Origin of the sequence: Mycetocola spongiae (genome assembly GCF_020424085.1) — a bacterium.
Classification (GTDB): Bacteria; Actinomycetota; Actinomycetes; order Actinomycetales; family Microbacteriaceae; genus Mycetocola; species Mycetocola spongiae.
Map to the genome: position 1 here is coordinate 2,496,393 of NZ_CP080203.1, position 20,842 is coordinate 2,517,234.

Below are 20,842 nucleotides of genomic sequence, written 5' to 3' on the forward strand. Positions count from 1 at the left end.
TATTTGGGGGGAAACCTTATGTCTACTTCTCTGCCACCCACGGGCCCGGCGCAAGATCCAAACGGCCCGGCCGGCGAGGGTACAGCACCCGCAGCGCGCGCGAAAAAAACCGGCCTGTGGGTGGGAATCATCGTGGCCGCGGTGGTGGTCATCGCCCTGATCGTCTGGGCCGTGGTGGCCAAGAGCGCCGCGCCCGAGGAGCCCGCGCCCTCGGCCAGTAGCATCGCCCCGACAACCCCGGCTCCCAGCCCGAGCCCCACGGGGGAGGCCTCGCCCAGCCCCAGCAGTGCGGCCCCGGTCGCGGTGCCCGCCACGTGCGAGGACCTCTTCTCCGAGGACTTTAAAAATAAAATCGGTGTACCGATGAACGATCCGACTAATCAGCTGGAGGGTGTTGAAGACCCCGAGCTCTCGGCGCTGCTGAACTCGATCCCGCACCTGACCTGCACCTGGAATAGCGCGGGCGAGTCCGGGGCGGGCACCAGCATCGCGCAGGTAAACGCGGAGCAGCAGGCCGTCATCATGCAGCGCCTGAATACCCTGGGTGCCACGTGCGAGGAGACCCGCGGTGGCACGCTGTGCGAACAGGTGCACTATGAGGACCCGGAATACGGCAAGAAGGCCGGCCGCGTCGAGACCGCCTTCCTGCGGGATGGCATCTGGCTGAGCTCGGTTGAGGTGAACTTCTACCGCTACGACTATACGGGCGAGATCATCGATCACGTGTTTGGTTCCTAGCGACCACGTTCGCGTAGCATGGTGGTCGGGCCGTTGGCCCGGCCACCCTCGTGGTTAATCCCCGCCCGATCAAAGGACCCCCATGAGCGAGCCCCGTCACCCCGAGAACACCGCCGAAAAGCGTTCGCGCGGCTGGATCGTCATCTGGGTGGTGCTGGGGGTATTTATCGCCGCGGGTATCGCGCTGGGAATCGCATTGGGCACCACCACCCCGGCGGCGAAGCCCAGCCCCTCTGCCTCCGCCACGGAACCGACTTCCCCGGCACCCACCGCCTCGGCGGAACCCGGCGCCACCGCCGAGGCGGGCTCTCCCCACCCCGGCGATTGCCGTGATATCTATTCGGAGTCGATGTTCTCCTCCCTGGACTCACCCGATTTTCCGTTAAATGATCCGCTCCTCATCGACTCGCGCGGCAGCAACGACGAGGTCCTGGTGGGGCTGCTGGATGAGGACCCGGGGCTGCACTGCTCCTGGGGACTCCCGAGCGAGTTTGGCATCAATACCAATATTGTCCATGTGGATACCGCGACCCATGACCTCGTGCGCGCGCGCCTGGCCCAGGAGGGTTTTATATGCTCCGAGGAGCGCGGCGGGGAGCTCTGCGCGAAGCTCCTGGTGGGCCCCGGCACCGAGGGCTGGGTGGATGGCGACCTGCAGGCCGGTGAATCCCATTTCTTCCGCGATGACGTCTGGATCGCCACCCACTGGGGCGGCGGCGAGATGAAGGGCTATACCGAGGACATCGCCTCGACCCTGTGGCCCTAGCCAAGGCCCGCACGGGCCCGCCTCCGCCACGGGAGGCGCGGGACGCCCCGTGGTTCCCGCGCGCCGCGCGCGGCCCGCAAAGCGGCGCACGGGGCCTCCCGGGTGTGCCGGATAGACTCTGAGTGGCGTTTCGCCCTCGCCGCAACGAGAGGATCATCGTGACGGACCCGAATACCCCGCCGTACCCGCGGCCGGTAGCGCCCGCTCCCGCCCCGCGACGCGGGCGTGGCCTGCGCTTCCTGATCGGCTTTATCGCGTCCATCGGGGTGCTGGGCATCATGATCGTGGGCTTTATCGCGGTGGCCAATAACGGCATTAACCTCGGCGGTGGCGACGCCGAGATCCCGGAGACCGCCGAGCCGAGCGTCGCCCCCGTTCCGGATCGCCCCGCCCCAGCGGCCCCCGGAGCGCCCGCGCCGCTGGGCAGCCCGGATACCCGGCCAAATCCGCAGAATTGCGCCGCACTTTATAGCCCCGCCTATTTTGAGAAGCTGCACCGCTTTGGCCCGCTGAACGATCCCGGCCTGGAGGGCAGCGTGGGCAGCGCCGATGCCACCCTCTCCGCGGAACTCGCGGCAAATCCGGGGCTGCGCTGCACCTGGGGGAGCGTGGGCGCCTCCGCGCTGACCACCAACCTCACCCGCGTGGATGCGGCCGCGCAGAGGGCCACGATCGCCCGCCTGACCACAATCGGCGCCAAGTGCACGCGCGAGAACGCCGGCACGCGCTGCCTGCTCTCCCGGGATACCGCCGAGGGTGCGCGCGGGGAATCACATTTCTTGCGCGAGGGCATCTGGTTGGCCACGGCCTGGGAAAAGACCGCCCCCACCGGCTATACCGCGGATATCGTGGAAACCCTTTTCCCCGGTTAGTGACGTTAATCCACCGTTTTGAGTCAAAACGGCGGTAAAGTGTGGCGACGGAAACCAAGAGGAACTCTCGGTCCACCGCCTTAAGTGAGGAGCCCGCCGATGTCGAAGAACACCACCGGACCCGAGGACGCGCACACCCCCGATCCCGGGGAGAAGCCGGCCGCGCCCGAGCATTTCTCGGAGGCGCTGATCGATGCCGTTCTGACCGAGCCCGTGGGCACGGATCCGATCGGCGAGGACGAGCCCCCCGCTACGCCAACACCCCCGCTCACCAAGCCCCCGGCCCGCGGCACCGAGGCCCCGGCCGAGCCGCTCGAGGCGGTGATCTCGGCCGAGCCCGCCGAGACGGTACCGGTGGTGCTGCCCGCCGCCGCGTTCTCCCCGATCGCCGAGGGCATCGCCGCGCCCGCGGAGCCCGCCGCTCCGGCCGAGCCCACGACCCCCGCCGCCTCCGAGGTTCCCGCGGGTCACCCCGATGCCGAGGCCGCCGCCCCGGCACCGGCGGCCGAGCCCGTGCCGCAGCGCCACGAGGGCAGCGTGCCCGATCCCGCACCCCAGCCCGATCGGGGGCTGGCCGGGCAGGCCCGCAGCACCCCGATTATGCCCCCGGTCCTGGAATCGGATGCGGTCCCCACCGCGGCGCCGGATGAGGGCCCCCACCACCTGCCCGCGCGCGCCTTTATTCACCCGGAATCGGTTGCCGATTCCCGCGCCGGCCTGCCCGAATATCCCGAGGCCGCCGCGGCCCCGGTGGCGGCCGCGCCCGCGGCACCGGCGCGTCCGGTTCCCGTATATGTTGAGGCCCCCGTGGCCCCGCGTGCCGCGGGAAACCGCGTGGCCGGAATCCTGATCTCGATCCCGTCCACGATCGTTTTTGCCGCGCTGCTCTGCGGCGTGACCTATCTGCACGGCCAGTATTTTGGGGAGTCCCGCGAGCCGCTGGAATTCCTCGGTTCGCTGTGGTTCTGGCTCGCCGTGGCCATGTACTTCCTGGGCAGCGTGCTGATCGCCGCCATCGTGAACCGTGCCGGATGGTGGGCCCACGTGCTGGGCGGCCTGCTGATTGGCCTCTTCGCGGCCATCGGTGCCACCGGTGGTCAGCTGATCGCCGATGCGCAGACCATCTACTCGGATGAGGTTCTCACCGCGACCCTGGTGCGGCTGTTCAGCGTGACCTCGCTCGCGGCGTTTATCCTCGGCCGCGAGATCCCGATCTGGTTTGGGCTCTGGGGTGCCGCGCGCGGCCGCCGAATGAACGCCCGCAATGCCGCTGCCCGCGAGGAATACGAGCACCTGCTGGATAACGGCCCGCAGCTTCAGGGACGCTAGTCCACCGCCCGGATACCCCGGTCCCGCCTCGGCGCGGACCGGGGTATTTTTGCTTCCCCGCGCGCTCGCCTAGGATCAAAACAGACCGGAATCCAAAACCGAGGAGGCCCGCGCCGTGACAGCACCGCGACCCAGCCTCGCCCGCGCGCTGGGATATACGTTCGCCGCGACCCTCATTTTTCTCGCGGCGCTGGTTGCCGCCTTCGGCATGATCAGCCTCTTCAGCGATGAGGAGGTCATCGATATTCCGGGGGCCGGGCCGCTGCTGGGCCCGCTTGCCGCGCTGATGGCCGCGCTGATCTTTGCGCTGGCCGCGCTGCGGTCCCTGCACCGCGATACCGGTTCCGAACCCGCGCGGGTCCCGTCGCGCATTGCCGCGGGCATCGCGCTGGGCCTGCTGATCTGGGTGGCCTATGCGGCCACGATCGGGGCCGGGCAACTGCTCGCCGCGGGCACGCTCGCCGCCGGGACCGACGCCGCCCTGCACGCGCTTCTGCGCCCGTTCTCGCTCACCGCGGGGGTCCTCGCCGCGCTGATTCTGCCCTCCCTGTTGGCCCTCTCGGCCGCCGCGGGCCGCGGCCATACGCCCACCCGCTGGCACTGGGAGGAGGATTCCTAGCGCCGCCGCGACCACCGTATTTTCCCCGGAACCTGGTCTTTTAGGCCGTCCTCCGGCTACGCTCGTGTCATGGAGCGCACCCTGGAACAGCGCACGGCGCAGGCGGTAGACGCCTGGTTGCGCTGGCTGCCGCGCTGGGAGCCGGCCTCGCATCGCGGGCGCGTGCGCATCTGCCGGATCTGCCTGGGTTCGCCGCTGCTTGGCGCGGCCGGGCTCGGCTCGGATGTGCCACACGGGGTGACCCACGGGCTCTCCACGCGGCTGAAGCGCGTGATCGACGAGGAGGTGGACGGCTATACCCGCCGCAATCTGCCGCTCCTGGAGGCCGAACTCGCGCGGATGGCCGCGGCCAAGGCGCACGGCTATCGCCCCGAGGCGGGGCTTGATCCCGAATACGATGGACTGCCCTGCGACCCCGAGCCCGTGCCCGGGGAGCCGTTTCTTTTTACCCTCGCCGAGCTGGCCTCGCCCGGTTCCCCCGATCCGGTGCCCGCGCCGCTGAGCGAGGAGGCCAAGACGGCCCTGCGCACCGAGGTGCGCCTCGCCGATGAGTGTGCCGGGCATGCCGGACGGCTGATGGTGCGCGCCCTGAGCGAACACCGCGAGCGCATCGCCGCGGAGGTCGAGCGCTTTGTGGAACCCCAGATCGCCGCGCTTCTCGCCGATTTACATAACACCCTGGACGCACCGCCCTCGCGCTGGGGCTAGGGGGCCCGTCCGCCACGCCGACGCGACGCGCCCGGGCGTTTGACCTGCACCGCCTGAGCAACTACTATTTTTGAGGTGTGCGCTTTGTCGCGCGTGTCCGCTAAAATCCTCGGATTTGCGGTGGTCACGCCGGTGGAACACACACTACGGGTGCGCTCATCCACGATGAGTGACCCCCACGGCATACCCGTCAGTTCCGATTCAGGGCTCAACCCCCGATTCGATGGGTCCAGATGAACTCGAGATTGCCGGCGCTTTCCCCCGGGAAAAACCGCGATCACGAATGCTCGAAACACGTAGCAGCTGTCACCGTGCAGCAAAAACAAGGAGAAGTTGTGCCAACTATTCAGCAGTTGGTCCGGAAGGGGCGTACGCCGAAGGTCACCAAGACCAAGGCTCCCGCTCTGAAGGCCAACCCCCAGCAGCGTGGTGTTTGCACCCGCGTTTACACCACCACCCCGAAGAAGCCCAACTCGGCGATGCGTAAGGTCGCCCGTGTGAAGCTCTCTAACGGCACCGAGGTCACCGCCTATATTCCCGGCGAGGGCCACAACCTGCAGGAGCACTCGATGGTGCTCGTGCGCGGTGGTCGTGTAAAGGACCTTCCCGGTGTGCGTTACAAGATTGTTCGCGGCGCGCTCGACACTCAGGCAGTGAAGAACCGCAAGCAGGCTCGTAGCCGCTACGGCGCCAAGAAGGAGAAGAAGTAATGCCTCGTAAGGGACCCGCTCCGAAGCGCCCCGTCGTAGCCGATCCGGTTTACGGCGCACCGATTGTCAGCCAGCTCGTGAACAAGATTCTTGTTGACGGCAAGAAGGGCCTCGCCGAGCGCATCGTTTACGATGCACTCTCCGCAGTGTCCGCCAAGAACGGCCAGGACGCCGTTGTAACCCTCAAGAAGGCACTCGATAACGTGCGCCCCACCCTTGAGGTTCGCAGCCGTCGTGTCGGTGGTTCGACCTACCAGGTGCCCGTTGAGGTTAAGCCTCACCGTGCCAACACCCTTGCTCTGCGTTGGCTTGTGTCCTACGCCAAGGGCCGTCGTGAAAAGACGATGACCGAGCGTCTCACCAACGAGATCCTCGACGCGTCGAACGGTCTGGGCGCCGCTGTGAAGCGTCGTGAAGACACCCACAAGATGGCCGAGTCGAATAAGGCCTTCGCTCACTACCGCTGGTAGCGAGCACTCCGGAACGGTCGGGGGTGCGCATCCTCGGATGGGCGCCCCCGGCCGGGCCGGAAACCTCGTTTGTCTTCAAGACCTACAACAAATCGGAGGAACCCCGTGGCACTTGACGTGCTCACCGACCTGAATAAGGTCCGCAACATCGGCATCATGGCGCACATCGATGCTGGTAAGACCACTACGACCGAGCGCATCCTGTTCTATACCGGTGTTAACCACAAGATCGGTGAGACCCACGACGGCGGTGCCACCACCGACTGGATGGAGCAGGAGCAGGAGCGCGGCATTACGATCACGTCTGCCGCCGTGACCTGTTTCTGGAATAAGAACCAGATCAACATCATTGACACCCCCGGTCACGTTGACTTCACCGTTGAGGTAGAGCGCTCGCTGCGCGTCCTCGATGGCGCCGTCGCCGTGTTCGACGGCAAGGAGGGCGTTGAGCCCCAGTCCGAGACCGTGTGGCGTCAGGCCGATAAGTACAACGTTCCGCGCATCTGTTTTGTAAACAAGATGGATAAGCTCGGTGCCGACTTCTACTACACCGTAGACACCATCATCAACCGCCTCGGAGCCAAGCCGCTGGTTATCCAGCTGCCCATCGGCGCCGAGAGCGAGTTCGAGGGTGTTGTTGACCTCGTTGAGATGCGTGCACTGACCTGGCGTGGAGACGCAAAGGGTGACGTCCAGATGGGCGCCAAGTACGCCATCGAGGAGATCCCCGCGGACCTCGTGGAGAAGGCTGCGGAATACCGCACCCTGCTGCTCGAGACCGTCGCCGAGACCGACGATGCACTCATGGAGAAGTACTTCGGTGGCGAGGAGCTGACCGTAGCCGAGATCAAGGGCGCGATCCGTAAGCTCACCGTTAACTCGGAGATCTACCCCGTGCTGTGTGGCTCGGCCTTCAAGAACCGTGGCGTTCAGCCCATGCTCGACGCCGTGGTGGACTACCTCCCCTCGCCGCTCGACGTGGGTGCCATCGAGGCCCGCGACGTGCGCGACGAAGAGAAGATCATCGAGCGTCGTCCCGACGCCGACGAGCCCTTCGCCGCTCTTGCGTTCAAGGTTGCCGTTCACCCCTTCTTCGGTCGTCTGACCTACGTGCGCGTTTATTCGGGTTCCGCCGATTCCGGTGAGGGCATCTATAACGCCACCAAGGGCAAGAAGGAGCGCATCGGAAAGATCTTCCAGATGCAGGCCAATAAGGAGCTCCCCGTTGACCGGGTGACCGCCGGCCACATCTACGCGGTTATCGGACTGAAGGACACCACCACCGGTGACACCCTGACCGACCCCAACTCGCAGGTAGTTCTTGAGTCGATGACCTTCCCCGAGCCCGTCATTGAGGTTGCAATTGAGCCCAAGACCAAGGCCGACCAGGAGAAGCTCGGAACCGCCATTCAGAAGCTGGCCGAGGAAGACCCCACGTTCCGCGTGGAGCTCAACCAGGAGACCGGTCAGACCGTCATCAAGGGTATGGGTGAGCTTCACCTCGACATCCTCGTTGACCGCATGAAGCGCGAGTTCAAGGTTGAGGCCAACGTGGGTAAGCCCCAGGTTGCCTTCCGCGAGACGATCCGTAAGGCCGTCCCGAAGCACGACTACACGCACAAGAAGCAGACCGGTGGTTCGGGTCAGTTCGCAAAGATCCAGTTTGCGATTGAGCCGATGGAAGTTACCGAAGACAAGATTTACGAATTCGAAAATAAGGTCACCGGTGGCCGTATTCCTCGCGAGTACATCCCCTCCGTTGACGCCGGATTCAAGGACGCCATGCAGGTTGGTATCCTCGCTGGATACCCCATGGTGGGCGTCCGCGCATCGCTTCTCGATGGTGCCGCACACGATGTTGACTCGTCCGAAATGGCGTTCAAGATCGCGGGATCGATCGGTATGAAGGAGGCTCTCCGCAAGGCGAGCCCGGTCCTCCTCGAGCCGCTCATGGCCGTTGAGGTTCGTACTCCCGAAGAGTACATGGGAGATGTCATCGGTGACCTTAACTCGCGCCGTGGACAGATCTCGTCGATGGAGGACGCCACGGGCATCAAGGTGATCCGTGCCAACGTCCCCCTGTCGGAAATGTTCGGTTATGTCGGCGATCTGCGGTCTAAGACCTCGGGCCGCGCGGTGTACTCGATGACCTTCGACAGCTATGCTGAGGTCCCCAAGGCAGTAGCCGAGGAGATCGTCCAGAAGAACAAGGGCGAATAGCCTCTGCGGTTTTCCGGTGTGTTGCCGCGGGGGTAGACTCTACAACCGCGGCGACGCGCCGTAACGCCGACGAAACCTAGTAACATAAAATTGACAAACCCTGTAGTAGCCCTCGTGCAATCCAGCATGCGGTGTTGCTGCACAAAGTCCTGAGGAGGACCCAGTGGCTAAGGCCAAGTTCGAGCGGAACAAGCCGCACGTAAACATCGGAACCATCGGTCACGTTGACCACGGTAAGACCACCCTTACCGCGGCCATCTCGAAGGTTCTCGCTGACGTATACCCGTCCGCGACCAACGTACAGCGCGACTTCGCTACCATCGACTCCGCTCCCGAGGAGCGCCAGCGTGGTATCACGATCAACATCTCCCACGTGGAGTATGAGACCGAGAAGCGTCACTATGCACACGTTGACGCCCCGGGTCACGCCGACTACATCAAGAACATGATCACCGGTGCCGCTCAGATGGATGGCGCAATCCTCGTGGTTGCCGCTACCGACGGTCCGATGGCTCAGACCCGTGAGCACGTTCTGCTCGCCAAGCAGGTTGGTGTTCCCTACCTGCTCGTCGCGCTGAACAAGTCCGACATGGTTGAGGACGAGGAAATCCTGGAGCTCGTAGAGCTCGAGGTTCGTGAACTCCTCTCGAGCCAGAACTTCGATGGCGACAACGCCCCCGTCGTTCGCGTATCCGCACTCAAGGCCCTCGAGGGCGAAGAGAAGTGGGTCAACTCGATCGTTGAGCTCATGAACGCCGTGGACGCCAACGTTCCCGACCCCGTTCGTGACCGCGACAAGCCCTTCCTGATGCCCGTTGAGGACGTCTTCACGATCACCGGTCGTGGAACCGTTGTCACCGGCCGCGCCGAGCGTGGCACCCTGGCAATCAACTCGGAGATCGAGATCGTTGGTCTGCGCGCTACGCAGAAGACCATCGTTACCGGTATCGAGATGTTCCACAAGCAGCTCGACGAGGCTTGGGCCGGCGAGAACTGTGGTCTGCTGCTTCGCGGTACCAAGCGCGAGGACGTTGAGCGCGGTCAGGTTATCGTAAAGCCCGGTTCGGTTACCCCTCACACCAACTTCGAGGGAACCGCCTATATCCTTTCCAAGGATGAGGGTGGACGCCACAACCCGTTCTACGCGAACTACCGCCCCCAGTTCTACTTCCGCACCACCGACGTGACCGGCGTCATCACCCTCCCCGAGGGTGTCGAGCTGGTTCTCCCCGGTGACACCGTGGACATGACCGTTGAGCTGATCCAGCCCATCGCCATGGAAGAGGGCCTCGGCTTCGCTATCCGTGAGGGTGGCCGCACCGTAGGTGCCGGTACCGTTACGAAGATCATTAAGTAATTTCACTTCCTGATCTAGCGTTACGCTAAACAACACCCCCGCGGGCTTCGGCCCGCGGGGGTGTTGTCGTTTTTGGGGGCGTCATTTCGGGGTGGCGCGACGGCAAGATGACCGTTTATGACCGCCGGTGTCGATGCGTGACGCGGGCCGATTTTGGCGCCGGGGGAGCGCGGATAGAGTGTGTTTCCTGCACCACACCCGGACGCAATCCCCCAGCGGCGGCCGCGGTGTTTTCCCCGAAAGGCATCCCCGTGAAACGTCGTACCTCCCTGCTCGCCCTCCTCGCCGTCCCCGTCCTGGGCGTCCTGGTGGGATGCTCCGCCTCGGCCGAGCCCGGCACCCCCGATTCCGCCAATGCCACTGTGAAGGTCGCCGTGGTCCTCGGCGGCGTCGCAACCGATGGCGGCTTTAACCAGTACGCGGCCGATGCCGTGCACAACCTGGAAAAATCCGAGAACCTCGATATCCAGATCCGCGAATCGGTGGTCAACCCGAGCGATGCCGAGCCAATCTTCCGGCAGTTCGCCGCGGAGGGATTTGACCTCGTGATCGGCTGGGGCCTGGGCTTCTCCGATTCGATCCTCAAGGTGGGCCAGGAACTGCCCGATACCCACTTCATCGCCACCGGCGGCGCGGATATCCTCGAAAAGTCCACCGCAAATGTGGAGACCTGGACCTATGCCACCGATGAGGCCGGCTATCTGACCGGCTGGTTCGCCGGCAAGACCGGGCTCTCGCCGATCGCCGTGGTGGACGGGGAACTGGCCCCCTTTAACGAGATCAGCTACCGCTATACCTCGCTCGGCATCACCGATGCCAACCCCGCGGCCGTGGAGCTGAAGCCCATCTTCACCGGCAACTGGGAGGACGCGCAGCTCGCCGCGCAGGCCACCAAGGCCCAGGCCGATCTGGGTGCCAAGCTCATCATCACCGCGGGTGAGGGCTTCACCCCGGGAGTGATCTCGGCCGCGAAGACCGCCGGGATCGCCACGATCGGCGCGTCCAATGCCTCCACGGCCGATGCCGCCGAGGTCAACGTGGGCCTCGTGAAGCTGGACTTCACCCCGACCCTGACCGAGGCGCTCGCCCGGCTTAAAGCTGGCAAATTTGGCAACCACTCCTATACCTCCACGATCGCGAATAAGGGTCTGCTGCTGGGCGATGTGAACACGGTGGCCGCGGCCCCCGATGTTCCCGCCGATCTGGACGAGCAGGTGGCCGCCCTGGCCGCCTCGCTCGCCGATGGTTCGTTTACTCTTCCCGAACTGAAGAAGTAATTAGCGCCGCACAGGCCCGGGGCGCGGCGGTTCCGCCGCTTGCGCTCCGGGGCATAACCCAGCAATTTGGCGCGGTCCGCGCGCTGGATGACGTCTCCCTGGACCTGGTGCCCGGCAGCGTCCACGCCCTCGTGGGTGAAAACGGCGCCGGAAAATCCACCGTGGTGCGCATTCTCGCGGGGCTGCAACGCCCCACCGCGGGCGAGGTGGTGATCGGGGGAGTCCCCGCCGAGCTTGGCTCCCGCTCCGCCGCAATCGGCCACGGCATCGGCCTGGTCCCGCAGCAGCTGAGCCTGCTGCCCGAGTTCACGCTCGCCGAGAATATCGCCGCCTCCGCGGCGGGCCGCCTGGTGCGCCGCGAATACGCGGCGGGCAGGCTCTCGGCCGCGGCCGCGGAGGCCGGCATCCCGGTGCGCACCGATATTCCCGTGCGCCTCATGGGCCTGGCCGAACGCCAGCTGGGGGAGCTCGCGATCGCGCTGGCCCAGGGTGCCCGCATCCTGCTCCTCGACGAACCCACGAGTGCGCTGGGCCCGCTGGAGACCCGGGGGCTCTTTGATCGCGTGCGCGCCCTCGCCGATTCCGGGGTCACCGTGGTCCTGATCACGCACCGGATCGCGGAGGTTCGTGCCGTGGCCGATGAGGTCACCGTGCTTAACCGCGGCCGGGTCACGATGCGCGCCCGCGTGCGTGATGTGGGCGATGCGGAGCTGGTGCGCGCGATGGTCGGTGAGCTGCCTCCCGCCTCCCCGGGACGGCCGTTTCCGGGAGGCCCGGAGCGCCTCCGCCTGAGCGGGGTGAGCGCGGGTGGCGGCTCCGAGCGCGTGAACCTGGTGAGCCTCGCGGTGGCCCGCGGGGAGATCCTGGGAGTGGTGGGGGTGGCCGGCAACGGCCAGCGTGCCCTCGCCGAGTCCATTATTGGTGCGCTGCCCCGCCGGGAGGGCGAGATCATCGTGGACGGCACTACCCTCGCGGCGGGACCGCGCGCGGCCGCGATCGCGCGCGTGGGCTATGTGCCCGAGGATCGCCGCGAGGCGCTGCTGCCGCGCTCCCCGCTGACCCACTCGGTCGCGCTGGGCTCCCTCGCGGTTCCCGGGGTGATTCGCCGTGGAAGGCTGCGCTGGGACCTGATCACCCGGATCACCCGCGAGCTGATAGCGCGCCACGACGTGCGCCCACCCGATCCCGCGGTGGCCGCCGGAACCCTCTCCGGGGGAAACGCCCAGAAGCTGCTCGTGGGCCGGGAACTGGCAACCGAGCCCGCCGTGCTCATCCTGCACGGACCCACCCAGGGCCTCGACGTGCAGGCAGCGGGCGCGATCCGTTCGCGCGTGCGCGAGGCCGCGGCGGCGGGCACCGCGGTGCTCCTGATCTCCGCGGACCTCGACGAGGTGCGCGAGCTGGCCGATCGCACGCTGGTTCTTGCCCACGGCGAGATCGCCGCGGAGTTCACGCGGGAACACTTTGATCTTGATCGCATCGGCCGCGCCATGGCCGGCCTCACGGAAACAACCTCCCATGACTGACCTGATTCGCTCGCTGCGCTCGGGTCCCGCCCTGCGCGTGACCTATGCCCTCGCGGGTGCCGCGATCCTCGGGGCGCTGATCCTCGCCACCGGTGGCCAGCTCGGGGTCGCGGCCGGCGGCTGGTTCCGCGGCGCCTTTGGCACAGGATATGCCGTGAGCCAGACCCTCGTCTATGCGCTTCCGATCGCGGTGGTGGCGCTCGGGGTCTCCGGGGCGCTGCGCGCCGGCATCATCACGGTGGGCGCCGAGGGGCAGATGATCGTGGGGGCAATTGCCGCCACGGCGCTCTCGCTCGGGATCGGCCCCGGCGTGCCCGCCTGGATCGCGTTGCCGCTGGGCGCACTGACCGGCGCCGCCGCGGGCGCTGCCTGGTCGCTGCTGCCCGCGCTGGGCCGCGCGCGCTGGGGCATGAACGAGATTCTCGCCACGCTCCTGGCCAATTACCTCGCCGGCTATCTCCTGAAATATCTGCTCCGCACCGACCTGCGCAATCCCGCGGGCTCGGCCACCCCGCAGAGCGCGCCCATCCCCGAACCCTTCCTGCTGCCGCAGCTGCCCGTGGCGGGCCGCCTGCACGCGGGCCTGCTCCTGGTGCTGCTGATTATCGCGGTGGCCCTGTACCTCGGCCGCGGTAAGCGCCGATTCCTGCTTGATGTTTATGGCCAGCGCCCGCTGCTCGCGGCGCGCGCGGGACTCGGACAGACCCGCGCCGTGCTGGGCACGATGCTGGTCTCCGGGGCCTTCGCCGGGCTCGCCGGCTGGATGCAGCTGATGGGCGTGGACGAGCGCCTGCAGCCCGGGGTCAGCGCCGGTATCGGCTTTGCCGGAATCGCGGTCGCGGTACTCGGCCGCTATCACCCGCTGGGGATCCTCGCCGCGGCGGTGGTCTATGCCTCGCTCACCACCGGCGCGAACGGTATCCAGGTGGCCACGGGCAGCACACCCGCGGCGGTGGGCACGGTCAGCCAGGGAATCCTGCTGCTCGCGGCCGCCCTCATTCTTGCCGTCCCGCGCGCCCGCCGCCGGACCCCTCAGATACGGAAGGCACTACCCGATGGGCAGCGTTGAGTTTTGGACGGCCGTGATCGCCGGGGCCTTTGCCCTGTGCGCACCCGTGATTTTTGCAGGGCTTGGCGAGATTTTCCTCGAGCGCGCGGGCGGTTTTAACGTCGGCATCGAGGGCATGATGCTGGTGGGTGCCGTATGCGGCGTGGCCGGCTCGCTCGCGGGCGGCTTCTGGATCGGTGTGCTTGCCGGGATCGGCGCGGGCCTGCTGCTCGGGCTGATCCTGGGCCTGGCCACCACCGCGGGCCGCGCCGATATCATCATCGTGGGTATCGCGCTGGGGCTGCTGGGCGCGGGCCTGAGCACCGCGATCTATCAGGTGCTCGTGGTGGGAGGCGGCAATGTCACGGCACCCACCCAGCCCGTGTGGAGCGCACAGTTTCTCTCCGGGATTCCGCTGCTGGGCCGCGGTCTGGCCGGGGCCGGGACGCTGTTTTATCTCGCCCTGTTCCTGGTGATCCTCAGCTCCCTCGTGCTGCGCTATACGCGCTTTGGCCTGCGCCTGCGGGCCGTGGGCGACTCCCCGCAGATTGCCGCCGACCGCGGCCTCTCCGTGTCCGGCTATCGGCTCGTGGCGGCCCTGATCGCCGGGGCCCTCGCGGGCCTGGGCGGCGCGGCCGTCTCGCTCTCGGGCATCGGCACGTTCACCCCGGGCATGACCGGGGGTGCGGGGTTTATAGCGCTGGCCGTGGTGATCATCGCGCGCCGCACCCCGTGGGGCCTGCTCGGGGGCGCACTGCTTTTTGCCCTGTTTAACAGCCTCGCGCTGCTCGCCCAGACCCAGGACCTGGGCCTGCCCATCGAGGCGTATCAGGCGCTCCCGTATCTTGTCACCCTCCTCATCCTGGCGTTCGCCTCGCGGCGGCACTGGCGCCGGACCCGACTCCTGGCCGTCCCGGCCGCCGCCCACTAGAAAGTAGAGTTCCATGACCTCCCCCTATACCCTCTCCGCGGCGGAAACCGCGCTGATTGCCACCGCCACCGAGCTCGCGGTGGGCTTCGCCGAGCGCGCCGCACGGCACGATGACGAGGCCAGCCTGCCCGTGGAGAACCTCCGTGCGATCCACGAGGCCGGGCTCAACCGCGCCGTGCTTCCCGCGGCCCTGGGCGGCACGGGCCTGAGCTATCAGGCCTTTGGCGAGATCACGCGCATCTTCGCCGAGGCCGATCCCTCCACCGCAACCGTATGGCTCATGCACCTCGGGGCGGGCGTGGGCCTGGCCGCCATCACGGCGGAGACCCGCGGCGGCTTTTTTGCCGAGGAGTTCCTCGCGGGCAAGCACTTTGCCAATGCCCTGAGCGAGCCCGCGAGCGGAAACCGCTTCCTGAACCCGCAGCAGGAGGCCCCCGCCGCGCCGGGAGGCTATGTGCTCGACGGCGCAAAGCGCTTTGTCTCCGGGAGCGAGCTGGCCGATTATCTGCTCGTGAATGCGCGCGTGGGAGACGCACCCGCCTTTTTTGCCGTGATTCCGGACGAGACCGTGAGCATCATCCCGATCTGGGATACTCTCGGCCTGCGCGCGACACGCAGCCAGCTGCTGAGCTTTAACCACACGCTGCTGCGCGAGGACCTGCGCGGCCGCCTCCCCGGCCCGGGTGACTTTAACGCGGTGGGCGCGGGCCTGCCGCAGATCTCCCTCGGCATCGCGGATGCGGCCCTCGCGGCAATCGTGGAACACGCCTCCGCGCGCATTATCCTCGGCAAACCGCTCTCGCATCAGCAGTGGGTGCAGTTTGAGGTGGCCGATGTGCATACCCGGCTCGAGGGGGTGCGCGCCTTTATCCGGCAGACGCTGTGGCAGCTGGACGCGGGCGACCCCGAGGGTTTTGCCAACCTCGGGCGCTCCAAATATCTGGCCAATAAGATCGCGGTGGAGATCGCGCAGCTCGCTGTGCGCATCGGCGGGGCCTCGGGCTATCTGAAGACCTCCCCGATCCAGCGCCACCTGCGTAATGCGCTGGGTGGGCAGTTGATGGCCTATTCCACCGAGGTATTGGCCGGCGAGATCGGCGCCCAGGTGCTCGGCGTCACCGCCGAGGAGGCCCGCGCATGACCCGCGACCGCCCCCTCATCTTTAACGCGTTTAATATCTTTGCGGCCTCGCATCACGATCAGGGGATGTGGGCCTTCCCGGGCAGCCGCCAGCTGGAATATAACAACATCGACTACTGGGTGGATCTGGCGCGGCTGCTGGAACGCGGCCACTTCGATACGCTGTTTTTTGCCGATGTGCTGGCCCCCTATGAGACATTTGCCAACTCGCGCGATCTCGCGGTGGCCGCGGGTATGCAGTTCCCGATTAACGATCCGGGGGAGCTGATCCCCGCGCTGGCCTATGCCACCCAGGACCTGGGGTTTGTGCTGACCCAGAACATCCTGCAGGAGCCTCCGTATACGTTTGCGCGCAAGATGTCCACGCTGGATCATCTCTCGCGCGGCCGCATCGCCTGGAATATTGTCACCACGTTTTTGCCCGGGGCCGGGCGCAACCTGGGTTTTGGGGGGCTGCCCGAGCACGGCGACCGCTATGCGCGCGCGGAGGACTTTATCGAGGTGGTATATAAGCTCTGGGAGGCCAGCTGGGAGGACGACGCGGTGCTGCGCGACCGCGCGACACAGCGCTATAGCGATCCCCGGAAGATCCACGAGATCAACCACGTGGGTCCCTTTTATGACGTGGTGGGCCCGCACCTGAGCGAGCCGAGCCCGCAGCGCACGCCGCTGCTTGTGCAGGCGGGTGTCTCCCCGCGGGGCCGCGCCTTTGCCGGGGCCAACGCCGAGGCGCTGTTTATTAACTCGCTCACGCCCGAGGACGCTGCCCCCATCGTGCGCGATGTCCGCGCGGCCACGGTCGCGGCGGGCCGCAGCGCCGACCGCGTGCGCCTGCTGGCCATCCTGGGCTTTGTGGTGGGCAGCACCGAGGAGGAAGCGCGCAGGCTGCACGAGGAGATCACCGATTTCCAGTCGATCGAGGCCAACCTCGCAAAGCAGAGCGTCTTCCTCGGGCATGACTTCAGCCAATACGATCCGAAGGAACCCATCTCGGAGATCGCGCGGCGCCCCGAGGGGCAGACGGGGATCGTCGCGAGCCTGATCGAGATGGCCCCGCACCGCCGCCTCACGATCGGGGAGCTTGTGCGCTGGTATGGCAACCTGCGTGTGGTGGGCACCCCGGAGCAGATTGCCGATCACATCCAGAGGTGGAGCGACGCGGGGGTGGACGGGCTGAACGTGCAATACGTCACCTCGCCCGGAACCTTCGAGGACTTTGTGGATCATGTGGCGCCCGAGCTGGTCTCGCGCGGGCTGATGCAGGACCGCTACCGCCCGGGAACCCTGCGCGAAAAGTTCTTCCCTGGCCACGGCCCGTTCCTGCCCGAGGAGCACCGCGCGCGCGGATTCCGCCGGGCTGCGTTTGGGGACGCATAGGCGCCCTCCCGGCCACCCCCGCACGGGGGTGACCGGGAGCCTTGCGTGGGGTCGGCTTCGGGACAATAATATGAGCAACGCACCACTCCCGGCGCGCGCACCTATTGGTTAGGGGACACTATGGCAATTGATGATCTGGTGAACAAGGCCAAGGGCCTCGTGAGCGATAACGCCGCGGCGGTCAACGATGTGATCAAGAGCGAAAAAGCCGAGGAGATCAGCGATAACTTCCTGGACGGTGCCGCCGACCTAGCCAATAAGCTTACGGGTGGCAAATTCACCGAGCAGGTACAGTCCGCTCGCGACGCCGCAGATAAGGCGATCGGCAACGAATAACAGGCTCCTGCTCACCCGAGCAAAAGTGCAAAACCCGCCCCTCCCGCAGGGGCGGGTTTTGTCTTGCCCCCGGCGCCGCGTGCGGGCCCCGCACCCTCCCCGCGCGCGGTGGCTTCGGGGCGGCGGGAACGCCCCGCGCGAGTGGTTCCTGCATCCCGCGCGTGTCTTGATGTACTTCCGCGGAATCATGCGCCACGCCGAGCGACACGCGCGGGTTGCACAATGGGCTAAAACCTGTCAGACTCTTGGGGTTCGACATTTTCCGGAAAGCGCCCCGCGTGGCCCGGAAAAAACCGGCCGGCAGTGCCCTAGATTCAGCCCCTGACCTCGCGGTCTTGCGGAGGAAAGGCGGGGCCGCGGCCGGGAGGACACAACAAAATCCACCCACCTCGCCTCGAGACCCACAGCGTGAGTCCCGAGGTATCCGTGTGGGTTGGAGCCCGTTTCCGGAACCGGTGCAAGCCGAAGCCGTGAGCTGGTCACGTTGATATCGAAAATAGTGGTGCGACATCCAGTAGTGCCCGGTGGGTAGGAGTACGTCCGAAAGGGTGTGCCCCGATCTGCGATATGGAAGAGCGTCCAATGCGGGAGACCGTAAGACGCAAGACAGAATGAGAGTCACAAATGGCGGGACAGAAGATCCGCATTCGACTTAAGTCGTATGACCACGAGGTCATCGACTCCTCGGCGCGCAAGATCGTTGACACGGTCACTCGCGCCGGCGCAACCGTAGTTGGCCCCGTGCCGCTGCCGACCGAGAAGAACGTGGTTTGTGTAATCCGTTCTCCTCATAAGTACAAGGACAGCCGGGAGCACTTTGAAATGCGCACCCACAAGCGTCTTATTGACATCGTTGACCCGACTCCCAAGGCCGTTGACTCGCTGATGCGTCTCGACCTGCCCGCGGATGTCAACATCGAGATCAAGCTGTAGGGGCGGATATGGTTACGCAGAACAAGACCGTTAAGGGTCTGCTCGGCACCAAGCTCGGCATGACCCAGGTATGGGACGAGAATAATAAGCTCGTTCCCGTCACCGTCATCGAGATTGCTCCGAACGTTGTCACCCAGGTGCGCAACATCGAGACCGATGGCTACACCGCCGTGCAGATCGCTGCCGGCCAGATCGACCCGCGCAAGGTAAATAAGCCCGACGCCGGTCACTTCGAAAAGGCTGGGGTTACCCCCCGCCGCCACCTCACCGAGGTTCGCACCAACGACGCCGCCGAGTATTCGCTCGGTCAGGAGCTCACCGTTGAGGCCACCTTCGAAGCCGGCCAGAAGGTCGACGTCGTTGGTACCAGCAAGGGTAAGGGTTTCGCCGGTGTCATGAAGCGTCACGGCTTCGGTGGAGCTCCCGCTTCGCACGGTGCTCACCGCAACCACCGCAAGCCCGGCTCGATCGGTGGAGCATCCACCCCGGGTCGCGTCTTCAAGGGCCAGCGCATGGCCGGCCGCATGGGTGGTGAGCGTGTCACGGTGATGAACCTGCACGTCCACTCCATCGACGCCGACAAGGGTCTCATGCTCGTTAAGGGCGCTGTTCCCGGTGCGCGTGGTCGTCTCGTATTCGTCCGCACCGCCGTGAAGGGAGCCTAATTACTATGGCTACCAAGATTGACGTTCTCGACGTTAAGGGCAAGAAGGCCGGAGCCGTTGAGCTTCCCGCCGAGCTGTTCGACGTTGAGACCAATGTCCCGCTGATTCACCAGGTCGTTGTCGCGCAGCTCGCTGCCGCACGTCAGGGTACGCACAGCACCAAGAACCGCGGAGAGCGCTCCGGCGCCGGTCGCAAGCCGTTCAAGCAGAAGGGAACCGGTCGCGCTCGTCAGGGCTCGATCCGCGCCCCTCAGATGGTTGGCGGTGGAATCGTCCATGGACCGACTCCCCGCGACTACTCGCAGCGCACCCCCAAGAAGATGATTGCCGCCGCCCTGCGCGGAGCACTGTCCGACCGGGCCCGTGGCGAGCGTCTGCACATCGTTGAGAGCCTTTCCCTCGGAGAGACCCCCTCGACCAAGGCAGCCGCTACCTACCTGGACACCATCGCGTCGACCCGTCACGTACTGGTTGTCCTGGAGCGCAACGACGAGATCAGCGAACGCTCGATCCGTAACATCCCCGAGGTCCACGTCATCACCCAGGATCAGCTCAACGCCTATGACGTTCTGATCTCGGATGACATCGTCTTCACGAAGGCCGCAATCGAGGCATTCATTGCCGCGAAGTCGGCTAAGGGTACCGAGGAGGTCTCCGCATGAGCAGCATCGTAAACAAGGACCCCCGCGACGTCATCATCGCCCCGGTAGTGTCCGAGAAGAGCTACGGTCTGATCGACGAGGGTAAGTACACCTTCGAGGTCGACCCCCGCTCGAATAAGACCGAGATCAAGCTCGCTATCGAGAAGATCTTCAACGTACAGGTCGACTCGATCAGCACGCTGAACCGCAAGGGTAAGACCCGTCGCACCAAGTTCGGCATGGGCAAGCGCAAGGACACCAAGCGTGCCATTGTTTCGCTCAAGTCGGGTTCCATCGACATCTTCACCGCTGTCGGCTAAGGGGCTAAGGAAAAATAATGGGAATTCGTAAGTACAAGCCCACGACCCCTGGTCGTCGTGGCTCCAGTGTTGCCGATTTTGCTGAAATCACCCGCTCCACTCCCGAGAAGTCGCTGCTGCGCCCCCTGTCGAAGACCGGTGGACGTAACAACCAGGGTCGCATCACGACCCGTCACATCGGTGGTGGCCACAAGCGCCAGTACCGCGTGATCGACTTCCGTCGTAACGACAAGGATGGCGTGAACGCTCGCGTCGCCCACATCGAGTACGACCCCAACCGCACCGCGCGTATCGCGCTTCTGCACTTCTTCGACGGAACCAAGCGTTATATCATCGCTCCGGACAAGCTGAAGCAGGGCGACATCGTTGAGTCCGGTGCCGGCGCCGATATCAAGCCCGGTAACAACCTGCCGATGAAGAACATCCCCACCGGTACGGTTATCCACAACATCGAGCTCCGCCCCGGTGGCGGTGCCAAGATGGCTCGTTCCGCAGGCGCTTCGGTTCGTCTCGTCGCCAAGGATGGCCCCTATGTGCAGCTTCGTCTGCCCTCGGGTGAAATCCGCAACGTAGACGCTCGTTGCCGTGCAACCATCGGCGAGGTCGGCAATGCCGAGCAGTCGAACATCAACTGGGGTAAGGCCGGCCGTAGCCGCTGGAAGGGCGTTCGCCCGACCGTGCGTGGTGTCGCCATGAACCCCGTTGACCACCCGCACGGTGGTGGTGAGGGTAAGACTTCCGGTGGACGTCACCCCGTCAGCCCCTGGGGTAAGAAGGAAGGCCGGACCCGGCACCCCAATAAGGAAAGCGACAAGCTCATTGTTCGTCGCCGTACCGTCGGCAAGAAGCGCAAGTAGAG

Annotated in this window: 22 protein-coding genes; all 22 read left to right on the forward strand. The window is 65.7% G+C overall.

From position 1 onward, the window contains the following. Window positions 1–18 precede the first annotated feature (18 nt). The gene (locus tag KXZ72_RS11405) at window positions 19–738 is read left to right on the forward strand and encodes a hypothetical protein (RefSeq protein WP_226081053.1); all 720 of its coding nucleotides are present in this window, start codon (window positions 19–21) and stop codon (window positions 736–738) included. A gap of 82 nt (window positions 739–820) precedes the next feature. Then, entirely contained in the window at window positions 821–1,504 is a 684-nt protein-coding gene (locus KXZ72_RS11410; RefSeq protein WP_226081054.1) for a hypothetical protein, read from the forward strand. Between the two features lie 158 nt (window positions 1,505–1,662). Then, complete coding sequence (locus KXZ72_RS11415; RefSeq protein ID WP_226081055.1) at window positions 1,663–2,376, forward strand: hypothetical protein; 714 nt, start codon at window positions 1,663–1,665, stop codon at window positions 2,374–2,376. 99 nt (window positions 2,377–2,475) lie between these two features. Beyond that, the gene (locus tag KXZ72_RS11420) at window positions 2,476–3,705 is read left to right on the forward strand and encodes an MFS transporter (protein WP_226081056.1); all 1,230 of its coding nucleotides are present in this window, start codon (window positions 2,476–2,478) and stop codon (window positions 3,703–3,705) included. A gap of 115 nt (window positions 3,706–3,820) precedes the next feature. After that, window positions 3,821–4,324, forward strand: coding sequence for a hypothetical protein (locus KXZ72_RS11425; protein WP_226081057.1), 504 nt, complete (start codon window positions 3,821–3,823; stop codon window positions 4,322–4,324). Window positions 4,325–4,393: 69 nt separating this feature from the next. Continuing rightward, window positions 4,394–5,032, forward strand: a complete 639-nt coding sequence (locus tag KXZ72_RS11430; protein WP_226081058.1) for a spermidine/putrescine ABC transporter substrate-binding protein — start codon at window positions 4,394–4,396, stop codon at window positions 5,030–5,032. A gap of 335 nt (window positions 5,033–5,367) precedes the next feature. Then, window positions 5,368–5,742: a 30S ribosomal protein S12 gene (gene rpsL / locus KXZ72_RS11435; protein WP_030147978.1), complete on the forward strand. Its 375-nt coding sequence runs from the start codon at window positions 5,368–5,370 to the stop codon at window positions 5,740–5,742. Then, window positions 5,742–6,212: a 30S ribosomal protein S7 gene (gene rpsG, locus KXZ72_RS11440; RefSeq protein WP_226081059.1), complete on the forward strand. Its 471-nt coding sequence runs from the start codon at window positions 5,742–5,744 to the stop codon at window positions 6,210–6,212. The genes rpsL and rpsG overlap by 1 nt, the downstream gene beginning before the upstream one ends. Before the next feature lie 105 nt (window positions 6,213–6,317). Next, a complete protein-coding gene (gene fusA / locus KXZ72_RS11445) occupies window positions 6,318–8,432 on the forward strand; it encodes an elongation factor G (protein WP_318999870.1) in 2,115 nt (704 codons plus the stop codon). A 163-nt stretch (window positions 8,433–8,595) separates the two neighbouring features. Then, a complete protein-coding gene (tuf, locus tag KXZ72_RS11450; protein WP_226081060.1) occupies window positions 8,596–9,789 on the forward strand; it encodes an elongation factor Tu in 1,194 nt (397 codons plus the stop codon). A 251-nt stretch (window positions 9,790–10,040) separates the two neighbouring features. Further along, window positions 10,041–11,066: a BMP family ABC transporter substrate-binding protein gene (locus tag KXZ72_RS11455; RefSeq protein ID WP_226081061.1), complete on the forward strand. Its 1,026-nt coding sequence runs from the start codon at window positions 10,041–10,043 to the stop codon at window positions 11,064–11,066. A 131-nt stretch (window positions 11,067–11,197) separates the two neighbouring features. Next, window positions 11,198–12,592, forward strand: coding sequence for an ATP-binding cassette domain-containing protein (locus KXZ72_RS11460; RefSeq protein ID WP_264159366.1), 1,395 nt, complete (start codon window positions 11,198–11,200; stop codon window positions 12,590–12,592). Then, the gene (locus KXZ72_RS11465) at window positions 12,585–13,661 is read left to right on the forward strand and encodes an ABC transporter permease (RefSeq protein WP_226081062.1); all 1,077 of its coding nucleotides are present in this window, start codon (window positions 12,585–12,587) and stop codon (window positions 13,659–13,661) included. Before KXZ72_RS11460 ends, KXZ72_RS11465 begins: the two co-directional genes overlap by 8 nt. Then, window positions 13,648–14,571, forward strand: a complete 924-nt coding sequence (locus KXZ72_RS11470; RefSeq protein WP_226081063.1) for an ABC transporter permease — start codon at window positions 13,648–13,650, stop codon at window positions 14,569–14,571. The genes KXZ72_RS11465 and KXZ72_RS11470 overlap by 14 nt, the downstream gene beginning before the upstream one ends. A gap of 13 nt (window positions 14,572–14,584) precedes the next feature. Then, window positions 14,585–15,712: an acyl-CoA dehydrogenase family protein gene (locus KXZ72_RS11475; protein WP_226081064.1), complete on the forward strand. Its 1,128-nt coding sequence runs from the start codon at window positions 14,585–14,587 to the stop codon at window positions 15,710–15,712. Then, window positions 15,709–17,088, forward strand: a complete 1,380-nt coding sequence (locus KXZ72_RS11480) for an LLM class flavin-dependent oxidoreductase (protein WP_226081065.1) — start codon at window positions 15,709–15,711, stop codon at window positions 17,086–17,088. Before KXZ72_RS11475 ends, KXZ72_RS11480 begins: the two co-directional genes overlap by 4 nt. A 120-nt stretch (window positions 17,089–17,208) precedes the next feature. Further along, window positions 17,209–17,424, forward strand: a complete 216-nt coding sequence (locus KXZ72_RS11485; RefSeq protein WP_226081066.1) for an antitoxin — start codon at window positions 17,209–17,211, stop codon at window positions 17,422–17,424. Between the two features lie 624 nt (window positions 17,425–18,048). Continuing rightward, entirely contained in the window at window positions 18,049–18,357 is a 309-nt protein-coding gene (rpsJ, locus tag KXZ72_RS11490; RefSeq protein ID WP_030147986.1) for a 30S ribosomal protein S10, read from the forward strand. Between the two features lie 8 nt (window positions 18,358–18,365). Then, the gene (rplC, locus tag KXZ72_RS11495; RefSeq protein ID WP_226081067.1) at window positions 18,366–19,022 is read left to right on the forward strand and encodes a 50S ribosomal protein L3; all 657 of its coding nucleotides are present in this window, start codon (window positions 18,366–18,368) and stop codon (window positions 19,020–19,022) included. Window positions 19,023–19,027: 5 nt separating this feature from the next. After that, window positions 19,028–19,684: a 50S ribosomal protein L4 gene (gene rplD / locus KXZ72_RS11500; RefSeq protein WP_226081068.1), complete on the forward strand. Its 657-nt coding sequence runs from the start codon at window positions 19,028–19,030 to the stop codon at window positions 19,682–19,684. Next, window positions 19,681–19,983, forward strand: a complete 303-nt coding sequence (gene rplW / locus KXZ72_RS11505; protein ID WP_226081069.1) for a 50S ribosomal protein L23 — start codon at window positions 19,681–19,683, stop codon at window positions 19,981–19,983. The genes rplD and rplW overlap by 4 nt, the downstream gene beginning before the upstream one ends. 17 nt (window positions 19,984–20,000) lie before the next feature. Then, window positions 20,001–20,840, forward strand: a complete 840-nt coding sequence (gene rplB / locus KXZ72_RS11510) for a 50S ribosomal protein L2 (protein ID WP_226081070.1) — start codon at window positions 20,001–20,003, stop codon at window positions 20,838–20,840. The last annotated feature ends 2 nt before the right edge of the window (window positions 20,841–20,842 follow it).

Bases quoted from the DNA above. Each gene is read 5' to 3' on its own strand.
- rplW (WP_226081069.1), top strand. From the start codon at position 19,681: ATGAGCAGCATCGTAAACAAGGACCCCCGCGACGTCATCATCGCCCCG.
- rplC (WP_226081067.1), top strand. From the start codon at position 18,366: ATGGTTACGCAGAACAAGACCGTTAAGGGTCTGCTCGGCACCAAGCTC.
- KXZ72_RS11465 (WP_226081062.1), top strand. From the start codon at position 12,585: ATGACTGACCTGATTCGCTCGCTGCGCTCGGGTCCCGCCCTGCGCGTG.
- rpsG (WP_226081059.1), top strand. From the start codon at position 5,742: ATGCCTCGTAAGGGACCCGCTCCGAAGCGCCCCGTCGTAGCCGATCCG.
- KXZ72_RS11430 (WP_226081058.1), top strand. From the start codon at position 4,394: ATGGAGCGCACCCTGGAACAGCGCACGGCGCAGGCGGTAGACGCCTGG.
- KXZ72_RS11470 (WP_226081063.1), top strand. From the start codon at position 13,648: ATGGGCAGCGTTGAGTTTTGGACGGCCGTGATCGCCGGGGCCTTTGCC.
- KXZ72_RS11480 (WP_226081065.1), top strand. From the start codon at position 15,709: ATGACCCGCGACCGCCCCCTCATCTTTAACGCGTTTAATATCTTTGCG.
- rpsJ (WP_030147986.1), top strand. From the start codon at position 18,049: ATGGCGGGACAGAAGATCCGCATTCGACTTAAGTCGTATGACCACGAG.
- rplD (WP_226081068.1), top strand. From the start codon at position 19,028: ATGGCTACCAAGATTGACGTTCTCGACGTTAAGGGCAAGAAGGCCGGA.
- KXZ72_RS11475 (WP_226081064.1), top strand. From the start codon at position 14,585: ATGACCTCCCCCTATACCCTCTCCGCGGCGGAAACCGCGCTGATTGCC.
- KXZ72_RS11410 (WP_226081054.1), top strand. From the start codon at position 821: ATGAGCGAGCCCCGTCACCCCGAGAACACCGCCGAAAAGCGTTCGCGC.
- KXZ72_RS11485 (WP_226081066.1), top strand. From the start codon at position 17,209: ATGGCAATTGATGATCTGGTGAACAAGGCCAAGGGCCTCGTGAGCGAT.
- rplB (WP_226081070.1), top strand. From the start codon at position 20,001: ATGGGAATTCGTAAGTACAAGCCCACGACCCCTGGTCGTCGTGGCTCC.
- KXZ72_RS11405 (WP_226081053.1), top strand. From the start codon at position 19: ATGTCTACTTCTCTGCCACCCACGGGCCCGGCGCAAGATCCAAACGGC.
- KXZ72_RS11420 (WP_226081056.1), top strand. From the start codon at position 2,476: ATGTCGAAGAACACCACCGGACCCGAGGACGCGCACACCCCCGATCCC.